General features: G+C 56.8%; 3 protein-coding genes. 1 reads left to right on the top strand and 2 read right to left on the bottom strand.

Going from position 1 to position 11012, the window contains the following annotated elements:
- Position 1: 1 nt before the first annotated feature.
- The gene (locus ACGLWX_RS03365) at positions 2-1912 is read left to right on the top strand and encodes an EAL domain-containing protein (RefSeq protein WP_396237328.1); all 1911 of its coding nucleotides are present in this window, start codon (positions 2-4) and stop codon (positions 1910-1912) included.
- Positions 1913-1937: 25 nt separating this feature from the next.
- Here ACGLWX_RS03365 and ACGLWX_RS03370 read toward each other — a convergent pair whose 3' ends face one another.
- Both ACGLWX_RS03370 and ACGLWX_RS03375 read right to left on the bottom strand, forming a co-directional pair.
- Positions 1938-2261, bottom strand: coding sequence for a tryptophan synthase subunit beta like protein (locus ACGLWX_RS03370; protein ID WP_396237330.1), 324 nt, complete (start codon positions 2259-2261; stop codon positions 1938-1940).
- A 92-nt stretch (positions 2262-2353) separates the two neighbouring features.
- On the bottom strand, positions 2354-10966 hold the full coding sequence (locus tag ACGLWX_RS03375; RefSeq protein WP_396237332.1) for a retention module-containing protein: 8613 nt from the start codon (positions 10964-10966) through the stop codon (positions 2354-2356).
- Positions 10967-11012: the final 46 nt, after the last annotated feature.

Genomic DNA, 11012 nt, shown 5'->3' on the forward strand with positions numbered 1-11012 from the left:
TATGTCGCTTATCAAACAGCTTTGGCTGGCCATCACCGGGCTTTTGCTGCTTTCCTTTGTTGGAAGCCTTGCGATCAGCATCACCACTAGCCGCGCTTACATCGAGCAGGAAATCAGCATCAAGAACGAAGATAACGCCACCGCTCTGGCGCTCTCCATGACGCAGCTCGATAAGGACCTGGTGATTCTCGAGCTTCTGATCTCGGCGCAGTTCGACACCGGCTATTATCAGCAAATCGTACTGCGCGACACCGACGGCAGCGTATTGGTCGAGCGTGTGGCAAGTGAGTACCAGGGCCACGTGCCCGGCTGGTTTCGCCACCTGATCGACTTTGACATTCCGCCGGGCACCGCCACCATTCAGGAAGGCTGGCAGCAGTACGGAACGCTAACGTTGCAAAGCCAGTACAGCTTTGCTTACCGGGCACTGTGGCGAAGCTTCATGGAGCTGGCGGCCTGGTTCATCGCAGCAGGGATAGCAAGCCTGGCCGTGGCGGCGGTGATCGTCAGTACCATCAAGCGCCCGCTCAGTCGTGTAGTTGAGCAGGCGCGCAATATCAGCGCGCGACGCTTTACCACCATCAAGGAGCCGCGTACCCGCGAGCTACGCGAGGTAGCGCGTGCCATGAACGTGCTCTCTCACAACGTGCGCCAGATGTTGACCCACGAAAGCCAAAAGCTCGATGAGTTACGCCGCGACCTACAACACGACGCACTCACCGGCGCGCTCAACCGCGGGGTGTTCATGACCCGGCTGGCGGCACTTTTGGATAGCGACGATGCGCGGGCGACAGGGCTTATGGCGATCGTTCGCGTGGAGGATCTGGTGGATCTGAACGACCGCCTCGGCCACGATGCCACGGACAACCTGTTGAAGGGGTTGGTGGGTCAGCTGGCTACACTCGATACTACTTCTGAAGAGACGTTGATAGGCCGGCTCAACGGCAGCGATTTCATACTGGCAGTACCGTTTCAAACCGACGCCGACGAGCTCAGCGCTCGCTTAAAACATGCGCTTGCGACGCTAAGACCGGCGAGTGACACGATAGAACTTCGCCTGCCGGCGGCGATTACCAGTTACGCATCCAACGATGAACGCAGCGACCTGATGGCCACGCTTGACACGGCGCTGGCAGAGGCGGAAAGCGCTCAAGGGAGGTTGCCGGTCGTGGTGCGCGAACGCGAGCGTCAGCCGCTTTTTGCCACCCACGCGGCGTGGCGCACTGCGCTGGACGCGGCGCTGCTTCAAGGCCCCGAGCTTGGCCGCTTCCCGGTGTTGGACGCTCAGCAAAATGTCCTGCATTACGAAAGCCCGGCCCGGCTGCAATTGGCCGAGCAGTGGCAAAGCGCTGGGGTCTTCATTCCCTGGCTTGCGCGCTTTAATCTAGAGCCCGCGCTGGATATGGCGGTCATTAAGCAGGCGTTGGAGCAGCTTCGTCAGGACCCGGATCAGTGGCTGGGCATCAACCTTTCGATCGCCGCCATCACCGACGCTCGTTTCGTCAACGAACTACGTACCCTGCTGGAGAAAAACGCCACCCTCGCCCCCAGACTCTGCTTCGAAATCCCCGCGACCCTCGATTCGCGTGCGCTGGCGAGTATGCGCGGTTTCTGCGCCACGCTCAGACACCTTAACTGCCAGTTCGGTATCGAGCATGTGGGATCAGAGTTCACCAAGCTTGCCGAGCTTCATGACGTGGGGCTCTCCTACTTGAAGGTGGATTCGAGCCTAGTGCGCGACATTCACGCCTCCTCTGAGCAGCAGAGCATTCTGCGTGGCCTGACCACGCTTTGCCACTCATTGGGCATCGTGGTCATCGCCGAAGGCGTGAAATCCGAAGAGGAACTGGCCCAGCTTTTGCGCATGGGGATCGACGGCGTTACCGGACCGGCAATACGCGCGCCGGCCTGACCACGCCGCAGTTATGGCGGCGGTATCAGATGATCCCGCCGTCCTCGCCGATCAAATTGATGTTGTTCTTGGCCCGCAGCGATTTACGCTGCATCACCTTGTTCTGAGCCGCCCGGGGCAGGTCGGTGAATGAAATCACCCCCTTGTCCAGCAGTACCTCCATCAAGTCCTCCACCACACGCACGAAAGCCAAATCCGAGGCGAGAAAGTTCGCTTTTGCACCGGGCTCGTTGGCCAGAAACGCCAGCACCTGCGGGTCGTCCGCGCTCACCTGCTCAGAGGATTCGCTGGTCGCTTCCTTACTTAGTGTCACGATGTCGCCGTCGGCATTGCGTTTGATATAGAACATGGCAACCCCCTTCTTTCGTTAAACAGAATTCAAGGTTAAAAAAGGCCGCCCGGAGGCGGCCTTTGTTGTTACACAACCCGTGATGTGACGTCTTACTGGTCGATCTTAAGCTGGTGGTCCTGCAGCATGCTTTGCAGGAAGTCCGACGAGCTTTCGCCTTGAGGCATCGATACATCCTTGAGTACCACGCGCTGGTCGGCATTACTGTTATCTTCTGCCAAGCCGCCTTGCGACTTGATGTGCAGAATCGTATCGCTGCCGTCCTGCTCCGCGTGAATGAACTGATCGATGGTGTCGCTGCTTTCGCCCTGGAGCAGGTCAGCCAGGTCCAGACGATCGGCTTGATCCTCTTGACCAAACACACCTCGCGTGAAGTCCATTACTTGATCTTCGGCCGGCTTATTCACCGTGCCTTGGTCAGCGAATTCCCACTTGAAGGTGTCGGCGCCTAAACCGCCTATCAGCATGTCGTTGCCCGGGCCGCCAATCAGCGTATCGTCTCCGCCCCCCCCATCGAGCCTATCGTTACCTTTACTCCCGATGAGTACGTCGTCGCCGTTCCCGCCTTCCAGCGTGTCGTTACCAGCTCCACCATAAAGGACATCATTACCTTCAGTGCCCTTGAGAGTGTTACTGCCCTTGTCTCCCAGTTCGAAGTGTTTGCTATCGATCGATACATTACCGTTAGTATCGGTGGCAATAGCCTTAAGTTCGCCCTTCGTGCCCTCGACTCCCTTCAAAGCCGTTGTCCACTGACCGTCAGCCCCCGCTTTGATGGTATCGATCACCTTCCCATGGTCATCGATAATTTTTACGTCCGCATCAGGCGCCGCCGAGCCACCAATTTGTACCTCACGAACACCGACGGTGCTGGTGTCTTGATCATTGGTGAAGTAGTTGACGTCACGAATGCCATACTTACCGTTTTCGATGATCAACGTCTGAGCATGACCATTGATGCTTCCAGTGAAGACAACAATTGCATCACCAGATCCGTTTACATCGGTCTTGTCAGAGCGAGTCACCTTTCCGTCCATGGAGCGGCTGTTCCAACTATAGCCGTTGTGCTCCCACCACTGAAGGGAATAGACGTCTCCCACTTGAAGATAGGCAGTTTCATTACTGCCTTCCTTGGAAGAGATCTTCAAAGAAGCAGTGTTATATGTATTCAGCGAAGAACCAGCAAATTTTTCTGAGGTGTACGACGTATTAACTGCTTTGCTAACAGTGCCAAACGCTCTGTAATCCAGCTGGCCCCAAATTTTTGAAAGCACGTCGACACCCGCTTCTTGGGCAGTTTCAATGCTATCAATACTCACAAAGGATGACTCGGGTTCGGCGCCTCCGTTGTCTGGTGCAGCCGGTGTAGGTACGGTGACTTCAACCGTATTGGCAAACGCACTGTCTTGCCTATCAGCCTCGTCGGTCGCGTTCAGCTCTGTGGCAATGGCTTCCGCCGTCAGTTGAATGCCTTGGCCAGCCAACGAAGCAGGCACTGTCAACGTTAAACCGTCGCTTGCGAACGTATCTCCGGACGCTTCGATCAACCAGCTTCCGTCGCTTTGCAATGCGCCTTGGCTCAAGGTTGCGCCTTCCGGCACCCCGGTCACGCGGATACTAAGCGTCTCGTCACCATCGGTATCGTTGAGTGCGGCGTTTAAATCGACTTCATAGCGATACGCGTCTACTTCGGTAATTTCGATCGCGCCAACCGTGGCCGTTGCACCATTGACCTTGACGATTTCACTCGTCTCGGTTGTCGATGCACTGAAATCCAATCTCAGCTTACCGTCACTATCGAGAGTAGTGGTAATCGTTGCCGTATAGTTTTCGTTCAGGTAGTAGTTCGCGGGAGAACCGTAGTCCTTGAACACGAACTCCTTCCCACCGTTGACCTTGACTACCCAATTATCGTTGTAAACACCATTGCCCGAATTCCAAGTGCCCTGAATCGTGTGAGGCAAGGTAATAGTTACTTCCTGGCCGGCGTGTACTTTCCCGAAATCGAACGTTTTGGCATCAGATTCGGAGTAGTCATACCACCAGGAGCCCGAGATATTGCCATCGCCGCGCTCATCGCCCAGCGTAAGCTCAAATGGCTTCGTCTGTGCTTCGATCGTTCCCGTCTTGTCGATCGCGGTGGCATCACCCAGCGAGATACTCACCGTTGGCGTTTGGGCCACAGCATCGTCGGCAGTGGTGCTTTCCAGAGTCAGGCTGACCGGCACCTCGACTTTCTCGAAGTTGCCGTTGACTTCGATCACCTTGGCGATCAGGTCGCTGCTGCCATCGACATTGACCGTCACTGCTCCTTTTCCGTCGCGGTCGAGAGTAACGGTATAGCGCTCACCATCGATCTCAACTATCGCGGTCGGGAAGTCATCACCCTGGAATGTGTATTGAGTGATGTCGGGCGGGTTAGACGTTTCGACCACGTACGTGACCTCTGACTCGCCACTGATGGTGGTGGCCCCATCCTTGATCACTTCCTTGTAAGCGATGGAGTGGATGAGGTAGTCGTCGTCATAGCCTTGCGCACTGAACTCAGCGGTTACGAACGGCTTTCCGATTTCGGGTTTGAACGTGTACGCCAAATCGACCCGGTCAGAACCGCCAGGTGCGCTTTCTTGCCGTAGAACGTCTCCATTGGCTTTGTAATAGGTAACGCGTGCGTCCGTTGAGCTACCGCCTCCCGACACGACGGCATAACCAACGGAATTGCCATCGGCATCTTTGAAATCGACCCGAGCTTTTTCACGGTTGTTTCGCCAAGCGAACTGGACATCGAAGCTTTCGATCTCGTTATTAAAATCGATAACGATTTTTTCGCTAACGCCGTTACTGCCATAGCCCAGCTCGCTGCTTGCTCCGCTACCAGAGGTCTTGCCCCCTACACCGAAGCCGTCGTGTTCAGTACCGATGACTTGGGAAACCTCTCCGCGCTCACCATCGGTACCGTACGCCGTTACCGTAAAGCCATCGGATTTATCGATGTTGTTAACATCTATCATTGACGTCTTGATGACAGTGGCAGTTAGGCTGACCGTCGTTACATCGATGGAGTCCTGGATGTCGTAGGATTCTGCATCATTCACCAGGCTCCATTTCCAGCCGCCAGTGTCGCCAATCACTTGCAAATCAGACGGCTCGCTAATGGTATCTTCATCCACATAGACATCAGAATCGCTGTAGTAATAGCTGCTCGATGCTGTGGTAGCTCCTGCTTCGACCGTGATGCTTTGCACCTCTTCATTCACATCAAATGTAAATGTTGTATCGGTCTCAAGCGCTGAGTTCAGCGTGATCGTATAAGTGACCGTCGCGCCATCTTCATCGGCCTCCGGCTGGAGCTTGGAAGTCAGCGTAGCGCTGGCGTCAATATAAACGCTGTAATCCTGGTTAGCCTCTGCACTGTAGTCATTACCTGCCTCGTCCTGGCCAACCACCTCTGCCTTAACGCTGTCATGGTCCACCAATACCGAGCCAGGCACATCAATGGCGTAGGTCAGGTCGCCGTTATCGCCCTTGAGCACATCGCCGTAATAGGTTTCGTTACCCACGCTCAGCGTGACGGTGTCGCCTGCCTTCGCGTCGCCGCCGACGGTGCCGGTAATAGTCACCGGCTGACCGGCTTCATCACCGTTGAGCACGTTGTCACCGGCGATCTCGTCAATGGTGATCGTGGCGCTGGCGTCCAGGTTCACGCTGTAGTCGCGCTCGGCGTCGGCCTCATAGCCGTTGCCGTTCGCATCGGTGCCGGTCACTTCCGCGGTGATCGCGGTGTGCTCGGCCAGCTCCGATCCGGGCACGTCAATGGCGTAGGTCAGATCATCGCCGACGGTGCCGGTGTGGGTGTTGTCGCCCACACTCAGAGTGACGGTGTCGCCTGCCTTGGCGTCGCCGCCGACGGTGCCGGTGATGGTAACGTCGCCCTTCGCTTCCTCGCCGTTGACCACGTCGTCACCGGCGATCTGGTCGATGGTGATCGTGGCGCTGGCGTCCAGGTTCACGCTGTACGACTTGTCGATTTCAGCGCTATAGGAATTATCATTTGCGTCGGTGCCAGTCACCTTCGCATTGACGGTATCGTGCTCGACCAAATCCGATCCGGGTACATCAATGGCGTAGGTGAGGTTGCCTTCACCGTCGGCCACTACTTTTCCATCAAAGGTTTTCTCGCCCACGGTCAACGTGACGGTATCGCCCGCTTTCGCGTCGCCGCCTACGGTACCAGTAATCTTGACGGAACCCTTGGCTTCGTCACCGTTAACAACGTTGTCCTGGGTAACGTCATCGATGGTGATCGTGGCGGTTACCTCTTCCTCTTCTTCCTCCTCCTCGGGGCCATCGGATTCGTTATCAGAGTCTGGATCATAATCGCTGTCAGAGTCTGAATCGCTATCCGAATCGGAGTCGCTGTCAGAGTCCGAGTCGCTGTCGGAGTCTGAATCGCTATCGGAGTCAGAGTCGCTGTCCGAATCGGAGTCGCTGTCGGAGTCAGAGTCGCTGTCGGAGTCTGAATCGCTGTCTGAATCCGAGTCACTATCGGAGTCCGAGTCGCTGTCGGAATCACTGTCAGAGTCCGAATCACTGTCGGAATCTGAATCGCTATCCGAATCGGAGTCGCTGTCGGAATCGGAGTCGGAGTCGCTGTCGGAATCCGAGTCGCTATCAGAGTCCGAGTCACTGTCGGAATCCGAATCGGAGTCGCTATCGGAGTCCGAATCGCTGTCGGAATCCGAGTCGCTATCGGAATCCGAGTCGCTATCGGAGTCAGAGTCGCTGTCGGAGTCCGAATCGCTGTCAGAGTCCGAATCGCTGTCGGAATCCGAATCGCTATCGGAGTCTGAGTCGCTGTCGGAGTCCGAGTCGCTGTCGCTGTCGGAATCGGAGTCGCTGTCGGAGTCAGAATCGCTGTCTGAATCCGAGTCACTATCGGAGTCCGAATCGCTGTCGGAGTCCGAGTCGCTGTCGGAATCGGAATCACTGTCAGAGTCCGAATCGCTATCCGAATCGGAGTCGCTGTCGGAGTCCGAGTCGCTGTCGGAATCCGAGTCACTTTCGGAGTCTGAGTCGCTGTCGGAGTCCGAGTCGCTATCAGAGTCCGAGTCACTGTCAGAGTCCGAGTCACTGTCGGAATCCGAGTCGCTATCAGAGTCCGAATCACTGTCGGAATCGGAGTCGCTGTCGGAGTCCGAATCGCTGTCGGAGTCAGAGTCGCTGTCAGAATCCGAGTCACTGTCGGAGTCTGAGTCGCTGTCAGAGTCCGAGTCGCTGTCGGAATCCGAATCACTGTCGGAATCCGAATCGCTGTCGGAGTCAGAGTCGCTGTCAGAATCCGAGTCACTGTCGGAATCCGAGTCGCTGTCGGAATCGCTATCGGAGTCCGAATCGCTATCGGAGTCGGAGTCGCTGTCAGAGTCCGAGTCGCTGTCGGAATCCGAATCGCTGTCGGAGTCAGAGTCGCTGTCAGAATCCGAGTCGCTGTCGGAATCGGAATCACTGTCAGAGTCCGAATCGCTATCCGAATCGGAGTCGCTGTCAGAGTCCGAGTCACTGTCGGAATCCGAATCGCTGTCGGAGTCAGAGTCGCTGTCAGAATCCGAGTCACTGTCGGAATCCGAGTCGCTGTCGGAATCGCTATCGGAGTCGGAGTCGCTGTCAGAGTCCGAGTCGCTGTCGGAATCCGAATCGCTGTCGGAGTCAGAGTCGCTGTCAGAATCCGAGTCACTGTCGGAGTCTGAGTCGCTGTCGGAGTCTGAATCGCTGTCGGAGTCCGAGTCACTGTCGGAGTCGCTGTCGGAGTCTGAATCGCTGTCTGAATCCGAGTCACTATCGGAGTCCGAATCGCTGTCGGAGTCCGAGTCGCTGTCGGAATCACTGTCAGAGTCCGAATCGCTATCCGAATCGGAGTCGCTGTCGGAATCAGAGTCGCTGTCAGAATCCGAGTCACTGTCGGAGTCCGAGTCGCTATCGGAGTCTGAGTCGCTGTCAGAGTCGGAGTCCGAGTCGCTGTCGGAATCCGAATCGCTGTCGGAGTCAGAGTCGCTGTCAGAATCCGAGTCACTGTCGGAGTCTGAGTCGCTGTCGGAGTCCGAGTCGCTGTCGGAGTCCGAGTCGCTGTCGGAATCCGAATCACTGTCGGAATCGGAGTCGCTGTCGGAATCCGAATCACTGTCGGAGTCCGAATCGGAGTCGCTGTCGGAGTCTGAGTCGCTATCAGAGTCCGAGTCACTGTCAGAGTCCGAGTCACTGTCGGAATCCGAATCGCTGTCGGAGTCTGAGTCGCTGTCGGAGTCCGAGTCGCTGTCGGAATCGGAGTCGGAGTCGGAGTCCGAGTCGCTGTCAGAGTCCGAATCACTGTCGGCGTCCGAATCGCTATCGGAGTCTGAGTCGCTGTCGGAATCGGAGTCGCTATCGGAGTCGCTGTCGGAATCGGAATCACTGTCAGAGTCCGAATCGCTATCCGAATCGGAGTCGCTGTCGGAGTCCGAGTCGCTATCGGAATCGGAGTCACTGTCAGAGTCCGAATCGCTATCCGAATCGGAGTCGCTGTCGGAATCCGAGTCGCTATCAGAGTCGGAGTCGCTGTCAGAGTCCGAGTCACTGTCAGAGTCCGAGTCACTGTCGGAATCCGAATCGGAGTCGCTATCAGAGTCCGAATCACTGTCGGAATCCGAGTCGGAATCACTGTCGGAGTCGGAGTCGCTGTCGGAGTCCGAATCCGAGTCGCTGTCGGAGTCCGAGTCGCTATCAGAGTCCGAGTCACTGTCAGAGTCCGAGTCACTGTCGGAATCCGAATCGGAGTCGCTATCAGAGTCCGAATCACTGTCGGAATCCGAGTCGCTGTCGGAGTCCGAATCGCTATCGGAGTCGGAGTCGCTGTCAGAGTCCGAGTCGCTGTCGGAATCCGAATCGCTATCGGAGTCGGAGTCGCTGTCAGAGTCCGAGTCGCTATCCGAATCGGAGTCGCTGTCGGAGTCCGAGTCACTGTCGGAGTCCGAATCACTGTCGGAATCACTGTCAGAGTCCGAGTCACTGTCGGAATCCGAATCGCTGTCGGAGTCAGAGTCGCTGTCAGAATCCGAATCGCTGTCGGAGTCAGAGTCGCTGTCAGAATCCGAGTCACTGTCGGAGTCGGAGTCGCTGTCGGAGTCCGAATCCGAGTCGCTGTCAGAGTCCGAGTCACTGTCGGAATCGGAATCACTGTCGGAGTCAGAGTCGCTGTCAGAATCCGAGTCACTGTCGGAGTCTGAGTCGCTGTCGGAATCGGAGTCGCTGTCGGAGTCTGAATCGCTGTCTGAATCCGAGTCACTATCGGAGTCCGAATCGCTGTCGGAGTCAGAGTCGCTGTCAGAATCCGAGTCACTGTCGGAATCCGAGTCGCTGTTGGAATCGCTATCGGAGTCGGAGTCGCTGTCAGAGTCCGAGTCGCTGTCTGAATCCGAATCACTGTCGGAGTCCGAATCGCTATCCGAATCGGAGTCGCTGTCGGAGTCCGAGTCCGAGTCACTGTCGGAGTCCGAATCACTGTCAGAGTCCGAATCACTGTCAGAGTCCGAATCACTGTCAGAGTCCGAATCACTGTCGGAATCCGAGTCGCTGTCGGAGTCCGAATCGGAGTCGCTGTCGGAATCGGAGTCGCTGTCAGAATCTGAGTCGCTGTCAGAGTCCGAGTCACTGTCGGAATCCGAATCACTGTCGGAATCCGAGTCGCTGTCGGAATCGCTATCGGAGTCCGAGTCGGAGTCGCTGTCGGAGTCCGAATCACTGTCAGAGTCCGAATCACTGTCGGAGTCAGAGTCGCTGTCGGAATCGCTATCGGAGTCTGAGTCGCTGTCAGAGTCCGAGTCACTGTCGGAATCCGAGTCGCTGTCGGAATCGCTATCGGAGTCCGAATCGCTATCCGAATCCGAGTCGCTGTCGGAATCCGAGTCGCTGTCCGAATCGGAATCACTGTCGGAGTCCGAGTCGCTATCAGAGTCCGAATCGCTGTCAGAATCCGAGTCAGAGTCGGCATCCGCGTCGGCGTCCGCATCTGCGTCAGCGTCCGCATCCGCGTCTGTATCGGCATCAGCGTCTGCGTCGGCATCCGCATCCGCATCGGCATCCGCGTCTGCATCCGCGTCTGCATCCGCATCAGCGTCTGCATCACCGTCATCCTCGCCAGGAATCAGGGGGTCATCCGGACTTAACGGAATATCGGTATCGGGGGTGGTGTCGTCCGGGCCGGGGGGATTGAGCGTAAAGAGAACAGGGGGTGTCTCCGCCGTGGGGCCAGCGGTGGTGAAGCTCAGGGGGCTTACGTCTTCGGAGATACGCGCCACGCGGACGAAACTACTCCCGCCACCGCCGCCGCCACCTGCGCCGCCGGCAGCGGTCGGATCGAGCAGATCCAGCAGATCGATATCGTCATCATCCAGGGCGGCCAGCAACGCCTCTATATCGTCATCCAGCACACTGGCTTCATCGGAAGAAACGATGGTTTCGTTATCGAGATCCGGGGTCAACTCCATGGCCTGACCGCTTTCGACCACGTTTGCGCCAGCGCCATCACCAAAATCGAGCTCGACCCGAGCGCCATCAGAGGTGACCAGCGTTTCGCCTTCTATAAGCGTATCGCCGATTTTAACCTCGTGCCGGTTGCCTTTGCCATCCGTAGCCCAGGCGTCCCCGGTAATCGCGATAACCGTTGCTGTTACCATGTAAATCGTTCCCCGATAAGCATTAGTGGCCGCTTATGCGCGTAGA

It is taken from the genome of Halomonas sp. HMF6819, assembly GCF_044335525.1.
In the GTDB taxonomy this organism is placed as follows: Bacteria; Pseudomonadota; Gammaproteobacteria; order Pseudomonadales; family Halomonadaceae; genus Vreelandella.